This is a genomic window from Neobacillus fumarioli NBRC 102428 (assembly GCF_001591485.1).
In the GTDB taxonomy this organism is placed as follows: domain Bacteria; phylum Bacillota; class Bacilli; order Bacillales; family Cytobacillaceae; genus Neobacillus; species Neobacillus fumarioli.
The window spans coordinates 1-26190 of sequence record NZ_BCUZ01000032.1 but is presented as its reverse complement, the minus strand read 5'-3'; the positions used below and the strand labels follow the sequence as shown (position 1 = coordinate 26190).

General features: G+C 41.8%; 22 protein-coding genes and 1 pseudogene. 15 read left to right on the top strand and 8 right to left on the bottom strand.

Annotated features, from left to right (window positions below; genetic code table 11):
* The first annotated feature begins 223 nt into the window (after positions 1 to 223).
* Positions 224 to 508 carry a hypothetical protein gene (locus BFU02S_RS07510; RefSeq protein WP_066368681.1) on the top strand — a complete coding sequence of 95 codons (285 nt, stop codon included), beginning with the start codon at positions 224 to 226 and terminating at the stop codon, positions 506 to 508.
* A gap of 195 nt (positions 509 to 703) precedes the next feature.
* Here the strand turns inward: BFU02S_RS07510 and BFU02S_RS07505 are convergent, their stop codons facing one another.
* The 3 genes from BFU02S_RS07505 to BFU02S_RS07495 form a co-directional block, all read right to left on the bottom strand.
* Entirely contained in the window at positions 704 to 1837 is a 1134-nt protein-coding gene (locus BFU02S_RS07505) for a D-alanyl-D-alanine carboxypeptidase family protein (protein ID WP_369690651.1), read from the bottom strand.
* A gap of 281 nt (positions 1838 to 2118) precedes the next feature.
* Entirely contained in the window at positions 2119 to 2571 is a 453-nt protein-coding gene (locus tag BFU02S_RS07500; protein ID WP_066368676.1) for a VanZ family protein, read from the bottom strand.
* 171 nt (positions 2572 to 2742) lie between these two features.
* Positions 2743 to 4116: an amino acid permease gene (locus BFU02S_RS07495; RefSeq protein WP_066368675.1), complete on the bottom strand. Its 1374-nt coding sequence runs from the start codon at positions 4114 to 4116 to the stop codon at positions 2743 to 2745.
* Between the two features lie 377 nt (positions 4117 to 4493).
* On the opposite strand from BFU02S_RS07495, the gene BFU02S_RS07490 reads away from it, so the two are divergent.
* The gene (locus tag BFU02S_RS07490) at positions 4494 to 4865 is read left to right on the top strand and encodes a DUF805 domain-containing protein (RefSeq protein WP_066368672.1); all 372 of its coding nucleotides are present in this window, start codon (positions 4494 to 4496) and stop codon (positions 4863 to 4865) included.
* Between the two features lie 97 nt (positions 4866 to 4962).
* Here the strand turns inward: BFU02S_RS07490 and gpmA are convergent, their stop codons facing one another.
* The 3 genes from gpmA to BFU02S_RS07475 all read right to left on the bottom strand — a co-directional run bounded on the left by gpmA (position 4963) and on the right by BFU02S_RS07475 (position 7503).
* A complete protein-coding gene (gene gpmA, locus BFU02S_RS07485) occupies positions 4963 to 5709 on the bottom strand; it encodes a 2,3-diphosphoglycerate-dependent phosphoglycerate mutase (RefSeq protein ID WP_066368670.1) in 747 nt (248 codons plus the stop codon).
* 109 nt (positions 5710 to 5818) lie between these two features.
* On the bottom strand, positions 5819 to 7000 hold the full coding sequence (locus BFU02S_RS07480) for an aminotransferase (RefSeq protein ID WP_066368683.1): 1182 nt from the start codon (positions 6998 to 7000) through the stop codon (positions 5819 to 5821).
* Positions 7000 to 7503: an Lrp/AsnC family transcriptional regulator gene (locus tag BFU02S_RS07475; protein WP_066368668.1), complete on the bottom strand. Its 504-nt coding sequence runs from the start codon at positions 7501 to 7503 to the stop codon at positions 7000 to 7002. The genes BFU02S_RS07480 and BFU02S_RS07475 overlap by 1 nt, the downstream gene beginning before the upstream one ends.
* Positions 7504 to 7752: 249 nt before the next feature.
* Here BFU02S_RS07475 and BFU02S_RS07470 point away from each other — a divergent pair, with 249 nt between their 5' ends.
* Complete coding sequence (locus BFU02S_RS07470) at positions 7753 to 8469, top strand: polysaccharide deacetylase family protein (protein ID WP_235842007.1); 717 nt, start codon at positions 7753 to 7755, stop codon at positions 8467 to 8469.
* A gap of 53 nt (positions 8470 to 8522) precedes the next feature.
* Here BFU02S_RS07470 and BFU02S_RS17275 read toward each other — a convergent pair whose 3' ends face one another.
* Entirely contained in the window at positions 8523 to 10130 is a 1608-nt protein-coding gene (locus BFU02S_RS17275; RefSeq protein ID WP_066368663.1) for an N-acetylmuramoyl-L-alanine amidase, read from the bottom strand.
* A 324-nt stretch (positions 10131 to 10454) separates the two neighbouring features.
* On the opposite strand from BFU02S_RS17275, the gene galE reads away from it, so the two are divergent.
* Positions 10455 to 11426, top strand: coding sequence for a UDP-glucose 4-epimerase GalE (gene galE / locus BFU02S_RS07460; RefSeq protein WP_066368661.1), 972 nt, complete (start codon positions 10455 to 10457; stop codon positions 11424 to 11426).
* Positions 11427 to 11780: 354 nt separating this feature from the next.
* The gene (locus tag BFU02S_RS07455; protein WP_066368659.1) at positions 11781 to 13481 is read left to right on the top strand and encodes a pyruvate oxidase; all 1701 of its coding nucleotides are present in this window, start codon (positions 11781 to 11783) and stop codon (positions 13479 to 13481) included.
* A gap of 497 nt (positions 13482 to 13978) precedes the next feature.
* Here BFU02S_RS07455 and BFU02S_RS07450 read toward each other — a convergent pair whose 3' ends face one another.
* A complete protein-coding gene (locus BFU02S_RS07450; protein ID WP_066368656.1) occupies positions 13979 to 14848 on the bottom strand; it encodes an alpha/beta hydrolase in 870 nt (289 codons plus the stop codon).
* A 129-nt stretch (positions 14849 to 14977) separates the two neighbouring features.
* Between BFU02S_RS07450 and BFU02S_RS07445 the strand changes: the two genes are divergently transcribed.
* The 10 genes and pseudogenes from BFU02S_RS07445 (at position 14978) to wecB (ending at position 26052) form a co-directional block, all read left to right on the top strand.
* Positions 14978 to 15436 carry an NUDIX hydrolase gene (locus BFU02S_RS07445; RefSeq protein WP_066368653.1) on the top strand — a complete coding sequence of 153 codons (459 nt, stop codon included), beginning with the start codon at positions 14978 to 14980 and terminating at the stop codon, positions 15434 to 15436.
* A 192-nt stretch (positions 15437 to 15628) separates the two neighbouring features.
* The gene (locus tag BFU02S_RS07440; protein WP_066368650.1) at positions 15629 to 17548 is read left to right on the top strand and encodes a hypothetical protein; all 1920 of its coding nucleotides are present in this window, start codon (positions 15629 to 15631) and stop codon (positions 17546 to 17548) included.
* A gap of 235 nt (positions 17549 to 17783) precedes the next feature.
* Positions 17784 to 18626: pseudogene (locus BFU02S_RS07435) on the top strand (YitT family protein).
* Between the two features lie 270 nt (positions 18627 to 18896).
* Complete coding sequence (locus BFU02S_RS07430) at positions 18897 to 19427, top strand: hypothetical protein (protein ID WP_066368646.1); 531 nt, start codon at positions 18897 to 18899, stop codon at positions 19425 to 19427.
* A 71-nt stretch (positions 19428 to 19498) separates the two neighbouring features.
* Positions 19499 to 20176 (top strand): response regulator transcription factor, encoded by a 678-nt coding sequence (locus BFU02S_RS07425; protein WP_066368641.1) that lies wholly within the window; start codon positions 19499 to 19501, stop codon positions 20174 to 20176.
* A gap of 5 nt (positions 20177 to 20181) precedes the next feature.
* Entirely contained in the window at positions 20182 to 21645 is a 1464-nt protein-coding gene (locus BFU02S_RS07420) for a sensor histidine kinase (RefSeq protein ID WP_066368639.1), read from the top strand.
* A 240-nt stretch (positions 21646 to 21885) separates the two neighbouring features.
* On the top strand, positions 21886 to 22389 hold the full coding sequence (locus BFU02S_RS07415) for a ferritin-like domain-containing protein (RefSeq protein WP_084361026.1): 504 nt from the start codon (positions 21886 to 21888) through the stop codon (positions 22387 to 22389).
* Positions 22390 to 22580: 191 nt separating this feature from the next.
* Complete coding sequence (locus BFU02S_RS07410) at positions 22581 to 23198, top strand: transposase (protein WP_369690650.1); 618 nt, start codon at positions 22581 to 22583, stop codon at positions 23196 to 23198.
* Positions 23183 to 24730 (top strand): YifB family Mg chelatase-like AAA ATPase, encoded by a 1548-nt coding sequence (locus BFU02S_RS07405; RefSeq protein WP_066368632.1) that lies wholly within the window; start codon positions 23183 to 23185, stop codon positions 24728 to 24730. The genes BFU02S_RS07410 and BFU02S_RS07405 overlap by 16 nt, the downstream gene beginning before the upstream one ends.
* A 182-nt stretch (positions 24731 to 24912) precedes the next feature.
* A complete protein-coding gene (wecB, locus tag BFU02S_RS07395) occupies positions 24913 to 26052 on the top strand; it encodes a non-hydrolyzing UDP-N-acetylglucosamine 2-epimerase (protein WP_066368628.1) in 1140 nt (379 codons plus the stop codon).
* The last annotated feature ends 138 nt before the right edge of the window (positions 26053 to 26190 follow it).

The following is a 26190-nucleotide window of genomic DNA, read 5'->3' as shown; positions in this document are numbered from 1 at the left end:
GGGTCCATTATAGCTTTTCTTATTCAAGTAACGTGGCAGTTTAGTGAAAGAAGAGGTTAAGTAAGTGAAACAATGCTAATTTATTATGCAATACTTACTATTGGGATTTTGTTGGTAATTTCGTCGGTATTTATCATTGTCGCTATGTATATTGATAAAGATTACACAATATTAAATATAGAGTAAAAGCCTGGTAGCATTATTAATTGGTGTTTTATGTTTTGTGATTACTCTACCAAGCCTGAAATATGTTGTGCTAAAGGAATATGATGTTGTTCGTGGGAAATGTGTTATCGAAATAGATTCCTCAGGTCGTGCTCCTGAAGCGGACTTTAAAATGATCAATAAAGATGAAATGTTTACCTTCAGAGATATTCCTGCACTTGATGCTTATGGAAAGTCAATCCCTTATTATTGTGAGGTGACCGTTACAAAAGACCATCAGTTTGGAGTTAGTTATAAAATATATGATAACAAAACGCGAAAGTTAATATTAACAGGTAAATAGTTTTCGTTTAACAAAATATGAAAAAAGTCTTATTAGTTACGATGCAAAATAGGAAAATTTTGAATAAACGTACTTACACTAACAGGGGCTTTCTTTTCATTTATCACAGAAGATGAATAGAATAGAGTATAGGGGGATGTTCAAAAAAAAGACACTAGGATATAAAAATATCCCGCTTCCATTAGGAAGCAGGGATTATCCATTATCATATTGTTTGCTGCGTTGCAATTTCATAAACCTTGTAAGACTGAAAAAAGCGAGCAGAAGCAATAAAATTCCGCTGAATGCAATCATTGCGCTTGTCCACTCAGATGAGAGCCCGGCCATTATTTGTTTCTCTTTGACTACCTTTGGCACGGCTTCATTTGTCATAAGTGGGATTTCTTTTATTAATTCTCCGTTTTTCATCACCATTAAATGAGCTACTATTTGTCCTTTTTTCAACGCATTTCCCTGTGTGTTCAGCATCGCTATTTTTCGATCGAATTGTTCAGTTCCGCCACTTTTTATGGTCAGATCAACGTCATCACCTGCGACAAGGTCCACTTTTTTTCCATTGATCGGTTCCATGCCAACTACAGTACCTTTTGAAACAAGTTGTTCAAATTTCATGTGATCAAACGCATAATTGGCCATGGTCTGGATATCGGAGTACTCGTGTTCTCGATTGGTTTTCATCACCACAGCAATGACTTTCTTTTGATCTTTCTCTAAATATTCTACTAACGTGTTTTGCGCTATATCCGTAAATCCTGTTTTACCGGCAATAACGTGAGAGTTGGGCTGTTTATGAACCAAACTGGTGTTACTAATTTTTCTGTTTTGCATGCTTGTCTTAATTTCCGTTGTTTGTGTTGAGAGGGCCTGAAGGACTTCAGGATGCTTCAAGGCTTCTTTCATAATTAGGGCCATATCGTGTGCGGTTGTAAAATGGTTTGGGTTGTGCAGACCGTTTGGCGTGACAAAATGGGTGTTTTTCAAGCCCCATTTTTGTACTTCATCGTTCATTAATGCTGCAAATCCCGGTACGCTGCCGGCGACATTCTCAGCAATTGCCACTGCTACGTCATTTGCACTTAATAACAGCAAGGATTTCATGGCGTCTTCCTTTGTTATTTGTTCGCCAGCTTTAATGCCTAAGCAACTGCATTCCTGCCCGGCTGCATTGGCACTGACCGTCAGCATTTGACCATCTTTCATCTTTTCGTCTAGGATGATAGAGGTTAAGACTTTTGTCATACTGGCAGGATAGGCTTTTTGCTCAGCGTTTTTATCATAAAGTACTTCACCGGTTACCGCATCGATGGCGATCCCATATTGCCCGTTTATAGGGGGCAGGGTTTCGGAGGCCTGTGCCTGGTGTGGTAAAAGATAAGAGATCGTGACAAGGACGATAGCAAATGCTGCGATGATGATTCTGAAACTCCGATTAATAGAACCTCAATCCCTTCCTTTAAAATTCCCATTCATATATTTCGCTATAATAATAGGGATTTCCTCCTATATTTTATCTTATTTAAATCACTACTATTTTACACTAGAATGTTTCGTTTCTGAGCGGTAATATTTAACACAATCAGGCTGGTTTATGAAAAACCCGCCTTATCTGCTTACCGATTTACTTTTAATTTTTTTGTTTTGATCATGTAGTAGACAGTGAACGCACCAGATGTGTCAATGACTACATCATATAATCGTCCATCTCTTCCAAAAAACAACTGCAAAATTTCCGTCAACAGCGCAAAGAGAAACGAAATCAGCAGTGACCATTTATGGTTTCTTTTCCAATTGAAAAGTAGGAAATCAAATAAAGCAAAACCAATGAAATGGCCTGTTTTTACAATGAGAAAGTAATGGTGAATCTTTGTTATGTCATTCAGATTAAAAAAATCTAAAAAATTGGGATGAGGTACCCATTTGAAACCAATCGATTGTAAACGCAATAAAGCGCCCAGGTTATCTGTCCATGTTTGGACCCCCAGAATCATTCCCCAGATCAATACAAGCAAGAATCTTCTATTCTGCCGTCTTTTACTATTATTCACTACTATATTTTGCTGCATGCCAAGACCAACTTTCTGAAAAACTAGACCTAGATATCATCATACCGTGTATGGCATAAATAAAAAAGTTAAAACTTGCTTAAATTGTTTAATTTTTTAGATGAAAAATTGATATCAACAATATAAGATGACAACAAAAGGCCCGCAGATTCCTGTGCCGGCCAAAACCTGTCAATGAGGATCGGTTCGTTCTATTAACGAGAAAGTTGAGTTTTTTTTCTTAAAGAAATAATAAATGCTGATTACAAGATAAAGTCCCAAGGTTATAGCTGTTCCCGCGATTGGTGTAGAAAATAGGACACCGATAAAAATTGTCACGATGGCTATAAGTGAAACCCAGCTTGTATAGGGAAACAAGCGAACATGGTATCCAGTCAGTTGTTTGACATTTTTTCGGCTCTTTATATGGGCTAAGCTGATGAAGAACCAAATAATCAAGATCGTATAACTAAGCGAAGTCATTAGATAATCAAAGGTTTTCCCCTTGGCGAAAAAGGCCACCAAAACACCGATATATAAGGCAAATGTGCTGGCAAGAATCGCGTTGATGGGGACTTGATTGTTAGTTAGACGTGTAAAGGTCTTCCAGGCACGATCATCAAGTGCCTGCGTATAAAGAACGCGTGATGCGGAATACATACCTGTATTAAGCGATGATATAACCGCTGTCAGCATGACTGCGTTCATAAAATGGCTGACAAACGGGATCCCCATTATTTGAAATACTGTAACAAACGGACTCTGACCGCTGGAATTTAATTGATTCCAAGGAATCAAGCTGACCATGATAAGAAAAGGCAAGACATAAAAAGAAAGAATTCGGATAAATGTGCTTCGGACAGCTTTTGGAATTACGTTTTCGGGGTTTTGCACCTCTGCCAGCGTGACGCCAATCATTTCTGTCCCTCCGTAAGAGAAGACAACCACAAACATCGCTGTTAGAATCCCTAAAACTCCATGCGGCAAAAATCCGTCGTGAGCAGTTAAATTAGCGAAGCCTGCAGCATGATGCTCTCCAAACGGTATAAATAAAATGATAAAGCCGAACACGATAAAGAGCGATATGACAAAAATCTTGATAGCCGCCAGCCAATATTCGGCTTCGGCAAACACCTTAACAGAAAAAAGATTTAACAGTGTTACAGCAACTGAGACAATAAGTGCTAACAACCAGAGGGGCACATTAGGGAGCCAGAACTGCAGGAATGATGCTGCAGCAACAGCTTCAGCCGCCATAGCAAACACCCAGAAAATCCAATATGTCCAGCCGACAAAATATCCGGCAAAAGGTCCTAAGATCGGCTCAATAAGGTCTCGAAATGTTCTAGCATTTTTGCCGCGCACAGCCATCTCAGCCAATCCTTGCATGACAAACAGCATGATAATGCCGCCAAGAATATAAGCAATGATCACAGACGGCCCTGCAATATTAATGGCAGAGCTGCTCCCTTTGAAAATTCCCGAGCCAATTGCACCGCCTAACGCTATCATCATGACATGACGTTCCGTCATCGTTCGTTTCAAACTTTTCTGATTATTCCCCATAAAAAATTACCTCGATTTATTCAAATTTCCCTAATTAGTTTTAAACTAAATTGATTTAAAAATCAATGTAAAATTTTGAAAATTGGGGGGGCTCTTTGTCGAAAAATGCGGGGTTTTGGCGAAAAAAGTTCCAGTGAAAATTATTGACAACTTTCCCTATTTTCTCCTATGGTTTTAATATCATGATTGATAATAGGAAATTAGATTTAAGCATAGGATAAAAAAAGGGGAGATTGGTGTCAGGCACCACTCGTGGACAAATGTCCATGTGGAGTGGACAATTTGCAAAATATTGGTTCAGTGTGTTATTCTGCAGTTTCGGAAATTCTGATTTTGTTCCGTTTCTGCTATATAAATAGATTGTTGGGGGGATTTTAATGGAGTGGTATTTGAAGGTGTTGAAGAATTATGCAGTGTTTGAAGGGAGGGCGAGACGTAAGGAATATTGGATGTTTGTATTGGTCAATCTTATTGTTGAAATCATTCTTAGCGTAATAGGGTCTTTGTTGCATATAAGGCAATTTTTAACAGGGTTATATTCTTTGGCGGTTTTTTTACCAAGCTTAGCTGTTTCTGTACGCAGACTTCATGATAGTGGAAGAAGTGGCTTATGGGTCTTAATTGGTTTAATTCCATTTATCGGGGCTATTGTTCTTCTTGTATTTTTTTGTCTGGATAGCGAAGAAGGAAATAACCGATTTGGTCCTAATCCAAAAGACGGCCTAGGTAATAATCTAAATCTGTCATGATACTACATCCGATGAAAATTTAAAAGGGCTATCCAATAGCGATTTTTCGGCTATTGGATAGCCCTCTTTAAATATTAATTCATAACTGAAATGATTATTATTCAGTCCAATCGCAATTTTCATGGTCACTTAAATGATCCGGTGATTCGCCTTCTTGGCCGAGGCAGTAATGTCTGATGGGATACAGACGATCATCTAATTCATAGATAATTGGTGTACTATTTGGAATGTTAAGGCGAGCTACTTCTTCATCAGATACGTTATCTAGATATTTGATCAGCGCTCTTAAGGTGTTACAGTGGGAGGAAATGATTACCCGCTTGTTTTGGGCCAAGTCAGGAGCAATCTGTTCTTTCCAATAAACCAATGCACGTTTCTCGGTATCTAGGAGGCTTTCAGTTAATGGAATGTCCGCTTTATCAACATTGGCATATTTAGGGTCTAAAAGAAGATGCTGATGTGCCTCCGGTAAAAGTGCCGGCGGCCGAGCACTTGCTGATCTGCGCCACTCGTTCACTTGTTCTTCCCCAAATTTGGCGATGACCTCGTCTTTGTTCATCCCTTGCAGTGCTCCATAATGCCGTTCATTTAAGCGCCATGTTTTATGAATGGGAATCCATACCAAATCCATTTCATGGAGTAGGATCCATAAGGTACGTATCGCTCGCTTCATGAGGGATGTGTGGGCAACATCAAAGGTAAACCCGTGTTTTTTCAGAATCGCTCCGGCCTTCCGTGCTCCATTATATCCTTCATCCGTAAGATCAATATCCCTCCAGCCGGTAAAGCGATTTTCCAAATTGAATAAACTCTGCCCATGGCGAATCAATACAAGCTGTTTCAACTTTAACCACCTAAATTCATTTTTATCTACAGTATGTCCAAAGGCGAAAAAAATATCGGTGCCTGACACCTTTGTGAATTTTTCACATGGTGCCTGACACCGTACAATTCTAATTTTTTACTAATTTTCGTGATTCAATAAAGTGCTGCATGCGTTTTAATGCTTCTTGGAGCTGCGGCATGGATGTGGCATAGGAGCAGCGGACGTAGCCTTCGCCGCTTTCTCCAAACACATTACCTGGTACGACGGCTACTTTTTCTTCCAGAAGCAATTGTTCAGCAAACTGCTCGGAACTGAGTCCCGTTGAGCGGATGGAAGGGAACACATAAAACGCCCCTCCCGGAGTATGGCATTCCAAGCCCATTTGGTTCAGGGTTTGTACGACATAGTTTCTTCGCCGGCGGTAGCTGCGTTTCATTGCTTCTACTTCATGATAAGTGTTCCTTAGTGCTTCAACTGCTCCATGCTGTAACATGTGCGGGGCGCACATTGTCGTATATTGATGAATTTTCAGCATAACCTCTGTCAGCGGTTTAGGTGCAGCCACAAAACCTAAGCGCCATCCTGTCATGGCAAATCCTTTGGAAAAACCATTTAATAAAATCGTCCGCTCATACATCCCTTCGATGGCAGCAAAGCTTGTAAAAACTTCATCATAGCTTAATTCTGCGTATATTTCATCGGAAATGACGAGTAAATCGTGTTTTTTGATAATTTTTGCAATTTCTGTCAGTTCTTCTTTTGTCAAGGTACTGCCGGTCGGATTATTTGGTGAGCATAGTAAAACTGCTTTTGTCTTTTCGGTAATCGCTTGCTCAATTTGCTCCGGTGTAACCTTGAAACCATTTGCTGGCGAAGTGGAAACAGGGATGGGAGTGCCGCCTGCTAATGAAACCAACGGGCCATACGAAACAAAGGCCGGTTCCACAATGAGCACTTCGTCTCCTCGGTTTAAGATAGCACGGAAAGCAAGATCCAGACCTTGGCTCGCGCCAATCGTTACAATAATTTGATTATTCGAATCGTATTCAACCCCAAACCGTTTTTCTAAATAAGTAGAAATTTCCTGTCTTAATTCAAGTAATCCGGCATTCGCCGTATAAGAGGTATAGCCTTGTTCCAATGAAACGATGGCCGCTTCACGAATGTTCCAAGGAGTGATAAAGTCTGGTTCTCCGACACCTAAGGAGATAACCCCTTCCATGCTGGCTGCCAGATCGAAAAATTTTCTAATACCAGAGGGTTTGAGATCTTTACCTGTTTGCGAAACATAGCGGGTGTAATCTTGCATCATGGTGAAACCACCATTCTGCGGTCTTGATCATCACCGCTCGTAAATAGCACTCCATCATGTTTATATTTTTTTAACATAAAATGGGTAGTAGTGGAAATGACATTGTCAATGGTTGATAATTTTTCGGAAACAAATGTTGCGATTTGATTCATGGATTTGCCTTCGATGGTGATAGACAAATCGTAAGCACCCGACATTAGATATAAGGATGATACTTCCGGGAAACGGGCTATCCTTTTTGCCACCTCGTCAAAGCCGACACCTCGTTTCGGAGTAACTTTTACATCAATCATCGCAATCACATTTTCCTGGCCCTCCACCTTGCTCCAATCAATTAAGGTCGGATAGCTCATGATAATTTTTTCATCTTCTAATTTTTTTAACGTCTTTCTGACCTGTTCCTCACTGCTCTCAACCATTAACGCAATAGACTCAACAGAAATTTTATGGTTTTCTTCGATAATTCTTAAAATTTCAATTTCCTCACTACTTAATTTCATCGCCATCTCCTCCAATTCATTCATATACCCCATATTAATCCTAATTTCTTTGACTGTCACTCCCGAAATATGTCGATTGATGAGAAAACAGAAAGTGCCCACTGGAGGCGGACAAAAATGCAATTTGTCCACGAGTAGTGCCTGACACCAATTTTTAACACCATTCTTTTAACATAGCAATAGTCTCATTTGCACACTTTATAGGTGAAAGGTATTTAGTAAGATGATGCTAAAAAAGGGGCTTTTGTTATGAGATGGATACGGATAATGGTTGTGTTTTTTTGTTGTTATTCTTGTTTTCATTCGAATTCTTTTGCGGAAATGATTAAGCGGAAACAGGTGGAGCCCACTGGACAGGTTGTTTGGGATGTTGCAACAAAGAAAAAGATGATTGCTTTAACATTTGATGATGGTCCAAGTCCTACATACACCCCGCAAGTGCTTGCTCTCTTAAAGGAATATAATGCTCATGCTACCTTTTTTCAGGTTGGAGATAAAATGGAACGATTTCCTTATATTGTTAGGCAGGTAGTCCAGGGCGGTCATGAGTTAGGGAATCATTCGATGACACATCCATATGAAAATAAAGCCGGTTTAGAGAGGATGCGCCTTGAAATCTCACAGGCAGACCGGATTATTCAGAAATATCAGCCAAACCGTACGAAGTGGTTCCGGCCGCCCGGAGGATATATTGATAATGCCCTGCTGCAGGAAGCAGTTAAACAAGGGTATAAAGTGGTTCTTTGGTCCTATCATCAAGAGTTAAAGGATTGGTCCATGCCCGGCGCTCAAGTCATGGCGAATCATGTCATACGTAATGCAAGAAACGGTGATATTATTCTTCTTCACGATGGCGGCGGCAATCGCAGCCAAACCATCCAGGCTCTAAAAATCATTCTTCCTGCCTTAAAACAAAAAGGGTATCAATTTGTCAGCGTTTCAGAATTAATGGAAAGTAAGGAATAACGTAACTGGAAGGGGTTTTTACTGGAAAGCCGTCATCCAGTGATGCTTTTTTATTAGCTGTTGCCTTTACGAATGTTTTCTAAAAGTTGAAGGGTAAAATCAATCATTCTTTGGTATAGATTTAATATAGATTGACCGTAGTTTTCACCGGGGTAAGCCCATTTTCCGTTTAAGTCCGTCCAGCTTGAAGCTGAGCCACGATGTACAAGGTGAAAGCGTGGATCCACCAATGGGTAGGTCCCCGGCAGTGGTTTTGTTGTTGTGTAGGCAAATAAATGCTGTAATTGAGCTAGTACACCGTCTTCCGGTGTTTTAAAGGAGGCTCCTCGCGTATTGGGACCTGTTGAGCCCAACCCGCCAAAATTGTTTTGATTAGGCTGTACAACTCCAGTAAACCGGAAAAAATTCGTCTCCAATAAAGATTGTGCAAATGCAACATCACCACGAATGCCATATAGTTTTCCAAATGTTTGATAATAGCTACCTAATTCAGGTGCCCCCGGGTTAATACTTTTAGCGAATAGGTCCATTAGTTCGGGAGAAAGATAGGTAGGGCCTAATATAGTATTTATATTTGCCGTTTCATTTGATGTCGTGTTATTGGTGCCGTTTGGACTCGAGGAAGCACCGCCTGTGGCATTGGTCCCTGATCCAGTGGTTTGATTCCCGGGCTGATTGGTACCTGCTCCATTACCGGGGATACTGTTTCCTGTTTGGCCGCTAGATGAAGGATTCCCCATCCCGGATGTATTACTACTCCCTGTTCCTTGGGATGTTCCGAGGCTGTTGGAATCACTTTGTTTTCCAACATTATTTTTGTCAGGTGCTTTATTTTCTGCTGTACTAACAGTTTCGGCCACAAGGAAGGCATCATTAATTCCGGCTTTTTTCAGTTCATTCAGCTGCTGTTCAGCATTTTCTCGATTAGCATACGCTCCTGTTTGCGTCCTATACCAGATTTCACCGGAGATTGTAATTGTATTAATAAAAGCTTGGAAGCCTTTGGAACGGAGGTAAGCAACTCTTTCTTCAGCATTTTCCTTGGACTGGAAAGATCCTGCAATGACTTTAAAAAGAGTTCCAGGTAAAGGATTGCCAGGCTGACCGGGAGATTTAGTTTTTAGGTTAAATGCCTTGGCCAATCCATTTGCGTGGCCTTGGGCGACAGCTTCTCTCCAGGATGCCTGTTTCATCAAGGCAGCATCATGGACATGATCAATAAAACCATTTTCCGTTAACATGGCAGGCATCGAAGATTCACGAAGAACATGGAAATCCTCCTTTTTCTCCCCGCGGTCTTTTAGTTGATTTACCTTTATCACCTCCGCATGGATGATATTTTGATATTTTGCCGTAGTAGAAGTATTGGAAAGTCCATAATAAATATAATCCTCATAGCCCTGAGCCGAATTGTTGTCGGAATTAATATGAATCGATAAGTAAAAGTCAGCCCCCCAGGAATTGGCCTCATTTGTTCTTTCATATAAGCTTTTCGTAATATCACTAGTACGGCTCATCCGAACTTCAACATTTTCATAATCATTAAGCAAAATGTTTCTTAATCTAAGCGCAATATCAAGCGTCACATCCTTTTCATTCAGATCGTTTCCTTGAGCTCCGGGATCAGAACCCCCATGCCCAGGGTCTAAATAAAGTTTCATAAATATCCCTCCATTTTTAATAATTTACACATTGTATTGTATGTTGGTGTCAGGCACCACTCGTGGACAAGTGTCCATCTGGGGTGGACATTTTAATTTGGGTTCCGGGGTGAGTGTGATCCTTCTTTCAAGTTATATATGGATGGATATGAAAGAATGACAGGGTGTTTGTTGTTCGGACCGAAATATCAGTTTTCGGGACAGCCCTTTTTTAAAAGATGCGTTATCGGGAATTTTTTACAACGGATGTTATAGAGAAGCGCTAGTTTTTGTAAAGTGCTATAATACAATGGTGGAAGAATCTAAGTTAAGGAGAAATGCGGAATGATTCTTGTTGTCGGCGGGGCTGGTTATATTGGCAGCCATCTTGTGAAGGAGTTAGTGGAAAAGGAAGATGTGGTCGTTTTGGACAACTTGTCAACCGGTCACCGGGAAGCGGTAGACAATCGCGCGGTATTTGTTAAAGGGGATCTTGGTAATGAGGAAGACCTGCTAATGGTGTTTCGAAGTTACCCCATTAAAGCGGTTATGCATTTTGCGGCCAACAGTCTTGTGGGTGAGTCCGTTACGGATCCATTGAAATATTATCAAAATAATGTGGCGGCCACGTTAACCCTTTTAAAAGTAATGATGAAATTTAAAGTCAAAAACTTTATTTTCTCATCAACCGCTGCTACATATGGAATTCCCGAAGTAGATGTAATTGATGAATCAACGGCTACCAATCCGATCAATCCATATGGTCATTCCAAACGAATGGTCGAGCAGATTTTGGCTGATTTCGCAAAAGCTTATGGGCTTCGTTATGTCGTCCTGCGCTATTTTAATGCTGCAGGTGCGCATCCATCTGCTGTCATTGGCGAAAGCCACGATCCGGAAACCCATTTAATCCCGATTGTTTTACAGCATTTATTAGGTGAACGAGAACAAGTGTCAGTGTTCGGTTCCGATTACGAGACACCCGATGGTACATGCATTCGTGATTACATTCATGTTACAGATTTAGCTGCTGCGCACATCCTTGCGCTTGAAGCACTTGTGTCCGGCAAGAAAACAGCCGAAATCTACAACCTCGGCAACGGTCTAGGCTATTCTGTAAAAGAAGTCATTGAAACATGCGAAAAAATAACAGGCAAAAAGGCTACTGTCGAAATAACGGACCGCCGCCCTGGCGACCCAGCAAGACTTGTCGCCTCCTCTGAAAAAATATATAACGAACTTGGCTGGAATGCTGAACGGAACCTCGAACAAATCATCAAGGACGCCTGGAAATGGCATCAAGAAAAAAGATACTAGTGTTAATAGAACCTCTGCAAATTAGAAGGCAGAGGTTCTTTCATTGGTTTTAGAATCAATAGGAAAAAGATATTTTGAAGAAAAAGGAAACCAAATGAAAATGAGTATTTTTAAAATGGGTGGTCAACACCTACCACAGAACCATCCAACTCAACAGCTAACCTGGTAAAGGCACCACCTTCACCGTTATGGTGTCAGGCACCAACCGTGGACAAATGTCTTTCTGGAGTGGACATTTGTAAATGCTGCAGGATCGCTGGAACGGAGACCTGCCGAATTCAGGTTTTGTTCCGAAGAAATTCGGGTAGTATACGTGTAAGTATTGATTTTTTAGAGAAGGGGTTGTTCCAGTTCATGTTTAAGCCAACAGCAGGTGAGCAGTTAGTGGATCTCTTGATTGAGTGGGGGGTCGATCATATTTATGGAATGCCGGGTGATACAATTAATTCAATAATCGAGCCGCTTCGAAAAGCGCAAGATAAAATTAAATTTATTCAAGTTCGTCATGAGGAAGCAGGGGCTTTGGCAGCTGCAGCTTATGCCAAGATGACGGGAAAACTAGGGGTTTGCATGGCAATTGCTGGCCCCGGTGCCATCCATTTGTTGAATGGCCTATATGATGCTAAGCTTGACGGGGCACCGGTTCTGGCCATTACCGGCCAGGTGGAATCTGATCAAATCGGAACCGGTTCGTTTCAAGAGGTGAATTTGGAAAGAATGTTTGATGATGTTGCCGTCTACAATCAACGGATTATGTCGGCTGAGCAGCTTCCGGCTGTCGTCAATCAGGCAATTCGCATGGCCTATGCCAAAAAAGGCGTTTCCGTACTGTCGATACCGGATGATATACCAAAATTTGAAGTAGGAAAAGAAGCAAAAATGACTTCCAGCTTCACTGTCAAGCAAACGGTGCTCCCGCAGATAGAGGATCTTCAACAGGCTAAGAAACTGATTGATGCATCCAAGCAGCCGGTCATCCTTGCCGGAAGGGGTGCACACGGTACTCGCGAAGAATTGCTTGCATTTGCGGAAAAAATCGCAGCACCGATTGTGTTAACCTTGCCTGGAAAAGGCGTAATTCCTGATAAACACACCTATTGCATGGGCGGACTAGGTTTACTTGGCACGAAACCAGCTTATGAAGCGATGCAGGAAACCGATTTGCTAATCATGATTGGAACATCTTATCCGTTTACCGGCTTTTTGCCTGATAAGGCTAAGAACATTCAAATTGATATTGACCCAGGAAAAATTGGCCAAAAATATCCTGTTGATATTGGCTTGGCTGGGGAAACCAAAGCGACGCTTGACTGGCTGAATCAATATATCAGTCACAAGGAAGATCGCAGCTTTTTAGAACGAAGTATGGAACGGATGAATAAATGGTGGGAAAAACTGGACCGGCAAGAAGAAGAAAGCTCCGTGCCTATTAAGCCCCAGCGTGTTATCCGGGCTCTTGAGAATGTCGTTTCCGACGATGCCATTTTGTCAGTAGACGTCGGTAACGTAACGGTGTGGGCAGCGCGCCATTTTCATATGACGAATCAGCAGTTTGTTATTTCGAGCTGGCTTGCGACACTTGGCTGCGGGCTGCCGGGAGCCATTGCCGGAAAAATGGCTTATCCAGACAAGCAAGTATTTGCAATATGCGGTGACGGAGGATTTGCCATGACGATGGCAGATTTCGTCACAGCCGTCAAATACCAGCTACCAATCATCGTGATTGTGTTAAACAACGATAAGATTGCAATGATTAAATTTGAGCAAGAAGTTTTAGGAAACATTGAATACGCGACCGATCTTAAAAACCCCAATTTTGCTCAATATGCAGAGGCTTGCGGCGGGGTTGGATACCGTGTCGAAAATCCGGAAGACCTGCTTCCGGCTCTAAAGGATGCAATCCAGCAACATAAACCATGCATCATAGACGTCATCGTCGACGCCGATGAAGCCCCAATGCCGTCAAACATCACCTTTGCCCAAGCTGCCTGCTACACCAAGCACACGCTCAAAGCTCTCTTCCAAGAAGGTCGCCTAGACTTACCGCCATTGTAATGATGCAATTAAAATGGTGCTATTGTAAAGGTGTCATTGTAATGGTGCCTGACACCATTCGTGGACATTTGTCCGTCTGGAGTGGACAATAGGTGTGTTTAACCAATTTGGAGACTGCGTTATACAATATGACAGGTTTTATCAATTAAAGAAGCTGACAGCCTATAAGCAGGGTGTCAGCTTCTTTTTTTAAAAGTAAAGTAAAGATTTTGACTTTGAGAATTGTTCAGCTCCACAAGGAAAGCTTCGGTAGCATCAAACGTCTAAAAGCGATAGCTTTTAGGCAGAGGTGCCAGCGGATGGAGGTCACAAGATGAGCCGCTAAGAAGGTGCGCCTTCTTGATGACTCGTCTTGTGTTTGGCTACAGAAGCTACTGCTTCTGTACGCATTAAGAAGACAAATCTCTGGCTTCGTTCTGCTTGCCAATCCTTCATTCTCCTTATTTCGCCGCTAAGCGGGCCCTTGCGCTTTTCTTAACGGCCGGCCGCCAAAGTTATTATGGATTATATTTTTTTAAAAAAGCCGTTACAGCATTCGTCATGTTCTTTGCTTCTTCTGAACCCGAAACGGATCCAAGCTCAGCAGTTACTCCGCTATTTGAAAGGGTGCGGACAGAAAATGATTCGACCGTATTGCCAGCGATCCTTGCTTTTTCGATAAATCCGGCGATTGAGCGATTTCCATGGGCTACCATAAACATCGGCGGCAAGTTTTTATTGGAAGCATAGGTGACTGGAGATGCTTCAGCCCAAACTTTTGGGTCACTTCCAAAAACTTTTTTATACTGGCTCAGTCTGCTAATAAAATCATTCAAATCAACTGGCCCTTCCAGGCAGACAATCGAATGAATAGACTGCAGCGATAGTCCGGCATTGTGTAAATATTTTGGGTTTGTACCGATTAACATAACTAAATGTCCCCCGGCAGAATGCCCCATTAAATTCAATTTCCCGCGGTCAAGGTGGTATTGCCCAGCATGGTCATAAATCCATTTTACAGCCTTGGCCACATCATCCGCCATATCCGTATAGCTGGCTTTCGGGTAAAGCCGGTAATTTAGCGAAATAAACACGTATCCTTTATGCGTGAAATAGGCAGTTTTTTCAGCTACGTTCGACTTGTCGCCCCCTGTCCAACCCCCGCCATGCACATAAATAATAACGGGGAATTTCTTCCCGCTGATCTCATCCGGCCGATAAAGATCTAATGTTTGTTTAGGATCGTTTCCGTACTTTAAACTGGTGCGTTCCGGGGTGTGCCCTTGTCCATGTATATGATGCAATAAAAAGAAAGCAGAGCCAATTATAAATATAATGATGAAAGATATGTAATATCTCGAATAGCGGCTGGCCTTGCTCTTTTTCATCCTGAACACCTTCCTTTTACGTCATTATACATTGTTTTGTAACTGGCACCGACCAATGTGATTATGGTAAAATGAGTTGGAATTTAAACAGTGTTCTAGCCATGAAATACTGTAACATGGAGGAAAAGAATGGGCTATATAGAAGATTTACGAAAGATCATCGGCACGAGACCGCTCATTTTAGTAGGGGCGGTCGTTGGTGTCATCGACGAGTATGGAAGAATTTTGCTGCAACAAAGGCCGAATGGTGTCTGGAGCTTGCCTGGAGGGCTTTTAGAATTAGCGGAGTCGGCAGAAGAAGCCGGAAGAAGGGAAGTATTGGAGGAAACCGGAATTGAGGTTGGGGAACTGGAGCTGGTAGGTGTTTTTTCAGGAAAGCAATATTATGTAAAACTCCCGAATGGAGATCAATTTTATCCAGTGACAATTGCTTATGTCTCCACCGATTTGAAAAATAGCAAAATCCGAATTGATGGCGTGGAATCGATCGATGCCCAGTTTTTTGACACAAAAGAACTTCCAGAAAAAGCTAGCCCACTGGTTAGGAGTTTGCTTGAGCGGTATTTAAAAAAAGAAAGAGGCACCTAAATCAAAAAAACGTAAGTTAAGAATGCTTCCTTGTCGAAAGAAATTATGTTTCAGGACAAGGAAAGCTTCCATTTTAAAAGCATTATGTTTTTATCTTAGATTCTAACTATGTCCACCCCACGTGGACAAAATGGGGATTTGTCCACGAGTGGTGCCCGACACCAAATTAATAGAGAAACGGGGTATGGGATTGTGCGTAAATGTTTTGTTTTTGTGGTTGTTTTGCAGCTTTGGCTAGTTCCTGTAGCGGCGTCTGCTGCAGGTTTGGAGGGGAGTGTGGGAACGTTTGAGAATAGGGCTGCTTCGGAAAGTAGCGGATTAATTCTTAAAGATCGTTCAAATCAATCGGAAGGATCTATTAAAAATAGTCTAAGCACTAGCTTAGAGGATCAATATGTTGTGATTAGTAATGAGTCAACCAATGAAACTTCCTTTCAATCGTCAGGTAGTTTTGATGTTAAAAAGGTAAATAGGAAGTTAAAAGCAGGTACATATCAGGTAGATTACAATAAACCTTTTAGTGCTGCTGCAAATAGAGGAAATCTCATACGAAAAAGCACGGTTCAAGGTTCGGTAGTTTACAAAATTGGTTCGACCAGGAACTTTTGGGTTACCAATCTTTTAAATGATGAAGACTATCAAATTCCTGCTAGATTAGCTTATAGCGGCTCGAAGGCAATGGTATGGGTAAATAATAATCAAATTACGGACGAGGATGCTGCCAAACTAGGTACAGAATTTGATACAAAAATTTACCCGGAAGTTGTTACTAATTTCGGACAGGAATCGGATGTGGATCACGATGGTAAGATAAATATTCTTTGCTATGATATTCAAGATGGTTTTTACGAAAGCGGCGGTTATGTGGCCGGATATTTCGGTGCTGGTGACCTTTATAATACGCCTACTTCCAATAAATCAGAAATCATTTACATTGATACGTACCCGGCAATGGGCACCGGTCCAACAAAAGATGTCACACAGGCATACAGTGTCTTGGCACATGAGTTTCAACATATGGTGAATTATAACGAAAAAGTGCTTGTGGAACATGGCAATCCGATGGATACATGGCTCGATGAGGGCTTGTCAATGGCATCAGAACAAATATATGCCAAACATGGATTGGAGGACCGCCGTGATTATTACAATGAAACTCAAGCGATTCAAGACGGGCAGTCATTGTTGTATTGGGATACTGAAGGGGATACGCTGGCCAATTATACGCTATCATACTTATTTGTTCAGTATTTAAAAATTCAGTGTGGCCAAGGGGATCGAATTTTTAAAGAAATTATACAAGATCCCAATAATAACTATAAGGCAGTTGAAGATGTGGCGAAAAAATATATTAATCCGAATATCACCTTCGGAAAATTAATGACTGATTTTCGGATTGCCCTCCTGATGAAAAATCCAACAGGGTTGTATGGATTCAAAGGGGATCCGTTCTTTGATTCTATAAAGCCCGCACTTTTTTCCGGTAATACGGTAAATTTAAGAGGCGGGGGTGCTGTTGTCACAACCTATCATTCTATCAATGACTTCGCAGTCCCGGTAAATAAGGGTTCTGATATTACCTATACATTTATCGATAAAGCCAAAGGAACAGTTCTAGAGAAGTTATTGAAGGGATGGGTTCAATCAGGCGGCAGCTGGTATTACTTTGATAATGTGTCCGGCAAGACTGTAACCGGCTGGAAGCAGGTGAATGGAAAATGGTATTATTTTTCCACAAGCGGCGCAATGAAAACGGGTTGGGTAAAAATTGAAGGTAAATGGTATTATTTAGGACCAGATGGAGCTATGAAGACTGGTTGGATTCTTACTGACGGCAAGTGGTATTACCTTGATACGAGCGGCATAATGAGAACGGGTTGGTTAAATACCGAGGGCAAATGGTATTATTTAGGACCAGATGGAGCTATGAAGACTGGTTGGGTTCTCACTGGTGGCAAGTGGTACTACCTTGATACATCAGGTGTGATGAAAACGGGTTGGATCCAATCTAAAGGTAAATGGTACTACCTTTACAAAGACGGTTCAATGGCCCGCAGCACCACCATCAACGGCTACCGCCTAGGAGCTGACGGATCTTGGAGCGGTGCCTGACACCATCCGTGGACAAATGTCCGTCTCCAGTGGACATTTTCATTTCTTATATGAAAAACTTCGGCATATTAAAGCACGGATGCCGGAGTTTTGTTTTTTAAGCGTTCTATCATAATAATTTTCAAATAGGGCCTATTGGAGAGGAAAAATGCCAAGTAATGAAAACGATAGGTTTTTAGAAATATCGTGGAATTTCTCGTATAAGAACCTATTGAACTAGTTATCTAATTTATAAATGAAGAAGACCATTAAGGACTTGTTGTTCATTTTGTTCGGTTCGTTCATTTATGCACTGGGGGTTAATTATTTTACGATTCCAAACCGACTCTCCGAAGGCGGTCTTCTTGGGATTACTATCGTGGCCCATTACTTGTTTCATTGGTCGCAAGGAGTTGTGAACTTTGTCTTAAATATCGTGCTGCTTTTAGTTGGCTATAAATTTTTTGAAAAACGGGCGTTTATCTATACCCTAATATCCATTGCGGCATCCTCGGTTTGTTTATTTTTTACCGAAAATATTAGCAGAATATTAACGCATGATACATTGCTTGCATCCGTTTTTGCCGGACTTCTGGTTGGTGCCTGGGTTGGTTTTGTTTTTCGAAGCGATGGAACTTCGGGAGGCACATCGATCTTAGCCAGCCTTGCGAATCGATTTTTAGGATAGAGTATGGGAAAAGCCGTACTCATTATGGATATTGTTGTCGTTGCTGGGTCTGCGTTTATTATTGGACTGGAAAAAGCAATGTACACACTGCTCGCGGTATTTGTCTGAGTAAAAGCGATCGATTTCATTGTTGAGTGATTGGATGAACGAGTGGCGGTCATGATTATTTCGAACTCACCTGAGCGAGTATTAGAGAACATTACAATCAAAATGTCACGGGGGCTAACTGTCTTGGACGGCCGCGGCGGTTACACTGGCCAGAATAAAGACGTACTGTACATCGTCATCAATAAACAGGAAATCGTTCAGCCCAAAACTATTATTCAGGAAATTGATCAAAATGCCTACGTCACCGTGCATATTGTTCATGAAATGATGGGGAAGGGATACAAGGCATATAAAACTTTCTAAACTGGCGAACCTAGCCTTCACAAGAAACAATCCAGCTGATCAATACCATTTACAGAACTAAAAGAGAAGCGTCACCGAGCGGCACTTCTCTTATTTATTCTCCCATAATCGCAAAACTGTCCACCCCACGTGGACAAATCGGCTATTTGTCCACGAGCGGTGCCTGACACCATTTCACACACTTTTCACATATTTATTCCGCAGTTATGCCGTCTTCTTTGGATATACTTGAGATTGTAATCAGGACATGTTGAAAGGAGTGTTTGAAAGATGAATGTAAAGAAAGGTTTGATTGCGGGTGTTGGTGCGGTGATGCTGCTGGGAGGTGCTTATGGAGTCAGCAGTGTGTACGCAGATTCAACTACGTCAAGTCACTCAGCTTCAGTTACTGCTGAGGCTCATGCTGGGCATTTGGGAAAGGGGCTTACGGTTCTGAACAAGTATAAAACCCAAATTCACCAAGTGAATCAGCTAAAGGTCGAACATCTTGATTTACAAAAACAAATTCTTGAAAAACGAGACAAACTCATGGATTTAGTAATTGCCGCAAAAGAGAGCGGCAATAAAGAAAAATTAAAACAGGCGCAAGTAGTGAGAAAACAAATCAATGACTTAAAGAAGGAAATGAAGCCATTGTTAAAAACACAACATAGTGATGCTAAGGCATTAAAGCAGGCATTGAAAAATGGCAAAGATGCCAGCGAGCAATTTAAGTCATTAATTACTGTACAGCGACAAATCAATGAAAAAATGAAACAAGAGGTATCTGACTTAGATAAGTTACTTACAATTTTAAAATAAACCAATCAAGAGGGATAGTGATATTACGCTATCTCTCTTTTCATATATAATGGAGAAGAGGTGAAGCGGTCATGAAGCATATTTTCGTAGTGGATGATGAAAAGAATATCCGTGATATTTTACAGAAATATATCGAAAGGGAAGGCTATAAGGTGACAATGTTTTCCGATGGCCGGAATGTTTATGATGAAATGCTTAGGTTGAAGCCGGATTTATTGATCATTGATATTATGATGCCGCACATAGATGGTCTTGAACTTTGTAAAAAAATCCGCACGGCAAGTGATATTCCGATTATTTTTGTCTCTGCACGAGACGGGGAGTTTGACCGGATATTAGGACTCGAACTCGGCGGTGATGATTACTTGACCAAGCCGTTTAGCCCTAGGGAACTGATGGTACGGATTAAAAATATTTTTAAGCGGATGGAAAAAAATATGTTGAATGTCCCGCATGTTTTAAAAATTCGCGACGTAGTGATCGACCTTGAAAAAAGATATATAGAAAAGAATGGACAGGAAATCAAATTCACTACAAAAGAATATGAGTTGTTCGTATTTCTGGCACAAAATATCGGCAAGCCGTTTACAAGGGAAGAATTGCTCGAATATATTTGGGGCTACGAATATGCAGGGGAAGGCCGGTTGATTGATGACTTGATTAAGCGGCTTCGAAAAAAATTAGAAATGCACCATTCCACGGTAGTATTGTCTACCATTTGGGGATATGGGTATCGAATGGATGAGTGAACGCTGTGAAAATCGGTTCAAAGCTCTTATTTACATATTTTATCCTGATTATCAGTATATTTTTTATCACAAGCTTTTCTTTTCACTTCATCTCAGAGCAGTATTTGCTGCGTGAAACCAAGCTTCAACTGCAAAAGGAAGCGAAGGTTGTGAGCGGGCTGCTGGACAAAACGGTATTGTCAAGGACGGCAGTACGCATTAAGTTGGCAAACCGAAGAGCGCTTGCAGTAACGGAGAGGTTAATTACAGCCAAAATGATTATTTGGACAAAGGATCAGACAATCATTTACACGGACTTTAAGGGCGGGACCATTTCTGATATTCTCGAACAAAACAATGGGCCGGGGCGGAAATTTGTTGCAGAAACAGTGCCAATTACAGCGAATAATGGCATGGCAAAGGGATACGTGACCCTTGTTGCAAGATTAGATCAAGTGCAGCAAATCAATAAGTTAATGCGGAACTCTCAGATTATTAGCTTAATCATTTCTGCGTTTATAGCAGTTGTGTTAGGGCTGATTTTTCAAAGAGGGTTGACGAGGCCGATTCGATTGCTAACGGAACATATGAAGCATTTTTCACTTAAAGGAGCAAACCGAGAGATCCGCCTTGAAACAAAAGATGAAATTGGTGAATTGGCAGCCAGTTTTAATGCTTTGTCACGAAGGCTAAAGAGGTATGATGAGGATCAAAAGATATTTTTCCAAAATGCTTCGCATGAACTGAAAACTCCATTAATGGCGATTCAAGGAAATGCCGAGGGAATTTTGGACGGGGTTATAACTGGAGATGATGTCAATAAGAGTTTAAATATTATTATTACAGAAAGTCAGCGGCTAAAGCGGATTGTAGAAGGGATTACCTATCTGGCTAAGCTTGAGAGTATTGAGGAAAGTTTCAAGTTTAAATACGAGCCGCTAACATCAGTGATTCAGGAGGCAGTACAAACAGTCAGTGGGATTGCAGCGCAACAGGAGATTGAGCTGATGGTAGATATTGGCGTATCCGAGACATTGATGGTCAATATGGACCGGGAAAAAATGGTTCGTGCCCTTATTAATCTATTAGGGAACGCCATTCGTTATGCGAAAAAAGTGGTGGAAATTAAATGCTATATGACGGTTGGAAGAGAAGCAGCTAGGAGTTTGGAAACGATAGCAGAAACAAAAACAGTGAAAGACGGGCGGAAATTCCCAAGAAATAATGAAACTAAAACTGTTATGAAAAGGGAAAATCCCCAAGTACAGGCACTTACCATCGAAGTAAAAGATGATGGACCAGGACTTGCACCCGGCGAAGAAACAAAAGTATTCCAACGCTTCTACAGCGGCCAAGAAGGCGGCTCAGGAATCGGCCTCGCCATCACCAAAGCCATCATCGAAGGCCACGGCGGCACCATCCAAGCATTCAACAGCAAACAAGGCGGCGCTATTTTCCGGTGTCAGGCACCGATCGTGGACAAATTGTAATTTTGTCCACGTGGGGTGGACAATGTGGGGGCATATCCTCCTACTGCAGGAGAAATAAAATTTTGTAGAAAATTCTGTGCAGCGGTTCAATAAAAAATTTCCTGGGGAATTTTGCTGATTTTTGCAATCGAGTTTTTAAAATACGCAAAGAATTGTAAAAAGTGTCGAAAGCAAGGCTGACACTTCCATTCCTTTTTGCCCATAGAATTTAACAAGGGAAAAATGGAAGGGGATTTCTTAATGTTTCCATATACAAAATACTTGGAAGCAATGCATCGGCACTCCAGTATACTAGTCAATGACATTGAGAAGGCAATAGATGGGGAATACAGTGCGATTGATTGTTATGCCAAGCTCACCAATATGGCGGCTAGTAAAATAGAACGAGAGCAAATTCTTGAAATCAGGCACGATGAGATTAAGCATTACCAGCAGTTTGTCCAAATTTATCAAAAACTGGCGGGCAGGCCGCCGCATCCCAAAATGGTGGAAGAATGTATTAGTCCTTATTCAAATGGCTTAGAGTTTGCTTTTCAGAATAAACAGAAAATAGTCCGTTTTTATTTGGAGATTTCTGATAGGGCAGCGGACCCATTTCTAAAAGAAGTTTTTCGCAGGACAGCGGCAGATGAGCAAAACCATGCGGTCTGGTTTCTGTATTATCTTTCAAAGGAGAGCAAACTTTTAGTAATTTTTACCATATATAAGAATTTCGAGCCAAAAAACCATGAAAAAATTGTGTAAAATATACCAATTATTCTCGGAAATTTTGTATAATGTAGAATGAAGTGCTGCCCCGCATACCCCTTTATTAACTAACCTCAGTTCCCAAAACCGCTATGAAACCCTTACCGCCAACGTTCTAAACCAAGGAGACTGTCCACCCCACGCGTACATTTGTCCACGACTGGTGCCTGACACCAAATTATAAAGGAATGATAAATATGGCTCGTGCAGTTCGAACGTGGTTTGCTGGTGCAAAGTATCATGTGACGAGCAGGGGGATTAGGAGGAGTTCGCTTTTTATGGAGGAAGGTGATTTTGAAAGGTACCTTTCTTTCATTGGGGAAACGAAATCCAAATACCCTTTTACTCTCTATAGTTATTGTTTAATGACCAATCATACTCATCAGCAAATTGAAATACACGAAACTCCCCTATCCCTCATTATGAAACATCTCAATACCAAATACGCCAAATATTTTAATAAAAAGTATAGTTATTCCGGGCATGTGTTTGAGAAACGTTATGGCGCTGAATTGCTGAATTCCCCCGAATATGATATTGATGTCAGTAAGTACATTCATCTAAATCCTGTAGCGGCCCGAATGGTGACAGCACCCGAGGATTATCCATGGAGCAGTTACCGCGTTTATGCCTTCAATGAAAAAAATCCTCTCGTAGATTCTAATCCGATTCTTTCCTACTTTCCTGAGCCTCCGTCTGCGAATTACCAGCAATATATGTATACCAGAATATCGGACAAGTTTATTTGGAAAGATGGAAAACTTTATATGGAAGAAATGGTGAGGCTATCATGTGGGCCAAAGTGACAAGTATTGGTTTAAAAGGGATGGAAGGGTACCAAATCAACGTAGAAGCAGGAACATATGTCGGGAATGATTCGTTTAAAATTGTCGGATTGCCTGATATGGCGGTGAAAGAATCGAAAGAAAGGATTATTGCAGCGCTTCGTACACTAGGGTTTTCACTATTGGGACAAAAAATTACGATTAATCTTTCACCGGCTGATCAAAAGAAAATGGGCCCGATGTTTGATTTGCCAATGGCGATCGCCTTACTGTTAAGTTTACATGAGCTTGAGGCGTCCATTCCGGAAGATACATGTTTTATAGGGGCTTTATCACTGGACGGTTCTGTACAGACGATTGAAGGGCTGCTGCCTGCGGTCCTTGCGGCAAAAAAACTTGGAATCCGGAGAATTTATTTGCCAAATGATGATAAGCTGCCCAGTCTTCATTTTCTCAATTTGGAAATGATTTATGTCACGTCGCTTCAAGATGTAATTGGCCATCTTTCAGGTCAATGGTCTCCACCTCCGCTTTCGATAGAAAAGGAGAAAGTGGAGGTGGCGGATTTTGGGGATTTTGATTTTCAACATGTGATTGGCCATTCTGCTGCAAAGTATGCCCTTGAAATCGCTGCCGCAGGGGAACATCATGTGCTAATGACCGGACCCCCGGGCTGCGGGAAAAGCATGCTCGCATCAAGTTTCCCATCGATCTTGCCAGCATTAACAAATGAAGCAGAACTTGAAGTTATTAGCTTGTATCAGTTGAGCCAGACCGCCTATACACAAACCAACATGCCGCCTTTTCGCAGTCCGCATCATTCAGCTTCAGGCGTATCAATTATTGGAGGCGGGCAATATCCAAAGCCGGGTGAAATTTCATTAGCCCACCGCGGGGTTTTATTTTTAGACGAAATTGGGGAATTTTCTAAGAAAACGCTAGACATGCTCAGACAGCCGCTGGAAAACGGATTGATCACCATTAGCCGCACCCATGCGACAATTACTTATCCTGCATCCTTTATATTGATTGCGGCTATGAACCCCTGCCCATGTGGGTATGCAGGCTCCAAACACCGTTATTGTACCTGTACGCCAAAGCATATTTTATTTTATCAAAATAAACTATCTGGCCCGCTCAGAGATCGTTTCGATATACACTTATCTTTATGTCCGGTTGATTTTAAGGCAGAGGAGAAGGAAAAGAACCGGGAATCATCAAGTATGATCCGAAAACGGGTGGAGGGAGCCCGAAAGCGGCAATATGACCGCTATGGCCAAGAAATCTGCAACGGCCGTGTGCCCTATGACCAGCTGCTAAAAACAAGCCCACTTACAGTCGAACAGCAAAATCACCTGCAACAACATCTCATCCAAAACGGCTGGAGCAACCGCACCCAGGTTAAGATCCTCCGCCTCGCCCGTACCATCTCCGACCTCGAAGGAAGCCTGCACATCACCGATCAAAGCATTGACCAAGCTATCCAGCTGAGTGTCAGGCACCGTCTGTGGACAAAATCCTTCATTTGTCCGCCTGGGGTGGACAGTTTATAAATGAAAATGGGTGTGCGACTTCCCCGTTTTGTGGTAATTTGTTATCATGTTAATGGATTTATCAGCTGTTTTTTGGCAATTATCTTTTTTCCAACTCTAGTTTTTGATAAATGGAATTGGAATAGATTCAAGTTCCTTAAAACAAATAATATTGCAAGAGGTTATATTACCTGGAGGTCCTTATGAACAAGAAATTAAAGATCATGACAGTGTTTGGGACAAGACCGGAAGCGATTAAAATGGCGCCGCTTGTCAAAGAATTGGAGAAGTATCCGGACCAGATCCAATCAATTGTGACAGTGACCGCACAGCATCGTGAAATGCTTGACCAAGTATTAAATATTTTCGAAATTACTCCAAATTATGATTTAAATATCATGAAGGAAAGACAATCATTGCTTGATGTAACCGTCCGGAGTCTGGAAGGGTTAAATCAAGTCCTTGCGGAGGTTCGGCCGGATCTTGTATTGGTACATGGCGATACGACAACAACTTTTGTGGCAAGTCTGGCTGCATTTTATCACCAAGTTCCGATTGGACATGTCGAAGCGGGTCTCAGGACTCATAACAAGTATTCTCCATACCCAGAGGAAATGAATCGGCAGCTGACTGGTGTCTTAGCTGACCTTCATTTTTCTCCAACCATTCAATCAAAACGAAATCTTTTAGCAGAAAATAAAAAGGAAGAGTTCATTTTCATTACGGGAAATACAGCGATTGATGCGTTAAAGACAACGGTAAAGGCTGATTATTCCCATCCTGTCTTGGACAAACTTGGCGATGACCGGCTTGTGTTGATGACAGCACATCGCAGAGAGAATTTGGGCGAACCGATGGAGCATATGTTCCGTGCCATAAGAAGAGTTGTGGAGAAGCATCATGATGTCCAGGTGGTATATCCTGTCCATATGAATCCCGTTGTCCGGGAAATCGCCGGCCGTGTGCTGGGTGATAATGACCGTATTCATTTAATCGAGCCGTTGGATGTCATTGATTTTCATAATTTTGCGTCCAGAGCATATTTAATTTTGACAGATTCAGGTGGGGTCCAAGAGGAAGCCCCTTCATTGGGGGTGCCGGTGCTGGTTTTACGCGATACAACCGAGCGCCCGGAAGGAATTGAAGCAGGCACATTAAAACTGGCCGGAACAGACGAAGAAACCATCTTTGGCCTGGCAGATGAGCTCCTATCAAACAAAGCAGCCCACGACCAAATGGCCCACGCCTCCAACCCTTACGGAGACGGCTTCGCCTCCGAAAGAATCGTCAAAGCCATCCTCTACCACTTTGGTTTAACCGAAGATCGGCCGCTTGACTTCTAATGGTGTCAGGCACCGCTCGTGGACATTTTGAGGTTTTGTCCACGTGGGGTGGACACCCTAGAGCGATGGTGGCTATTCGTTGGTATTTGGAGCTCTTGTCTATAATTAAGGCAAGGGCAATGTATGAAGGGGTAGTGT